A 557-nucleotide genomic window follows, 5' to 3' on the forward strand; every position below is an offset into this window, starting at 1 on the left:
TTTGATGCTGACCAACCATACTCACTTCTGATTGCTCCAGATATTCTTTTATACCTGTGCCTACGCCATGCTTCTATTTGGTTACGTGACCCAGAGATGGAACAATATTGGATGGCTAAAGCTCAAGAAGCTGCTCAAGCTCTTCAACAGCAACTCGATGAAGCTAATTGGAGTGGTTCTGCACTTGTTGTTCCAGCGTTTAGTGCCTAAGGAGGTTAAATGGCTGTAAATCTTCCGGTTCCAGTGAAGCCACCTGCTTATGTTCCTGCTGATTTTGCATCATTAATTGACACAGCAACAAGTGGTTCGGCATCTCCGGATTCAAATGTAAGTCCAGTCAACGTAACTCAATTTGGTTGGACTTCAAATGACATGACAAGTGTCAAAGATATTTTAGTCTATGTTACAACTGCTCAGAAAGCTGCTGAATTCGCTGACCAACAAGCTCAATATATCCAGACAACTATGGCTGGTATTGATGGTAAGATTGCCCAGTTTGACACTGCATTGAATCAGATTCAGGTTCAATACACTCAGATGCAAACACTAGTTAATAC

The 557-nt window shown here is 41.8% G+C and carries 2 protein-coding genes; both read left to right on the top strand.

All coding sequences use genetic code 11. The features are described from left to right. Positions 1 to 210: phage adaptor protein (locus N1032_RS27180; RefSeq protein WP_259543814.1), on the top strand; the 210-nt coding region annotated here is incomplete at its 5' end. A gap of 9 nt (positions 211 to 219) precedes the next feature. Next, the coding region (locus N1032_RS27185) for a hypothetical protein (RefSeq protein ID WP_259543815.1) at positions 220 to 557 on the top strand (338 nt) is incomplete at its 3' end.

This window comes from Herbiconiux daphne (assembly GCF_024979295.1).
In the GTDB taxonomy this organism is placed as follows: Bacteria; Actinomycetota; Actinomycetes; order Actinomycetales; family Microbacteriaceae; genus Herbiconiux; species Herbiconiux daphnes.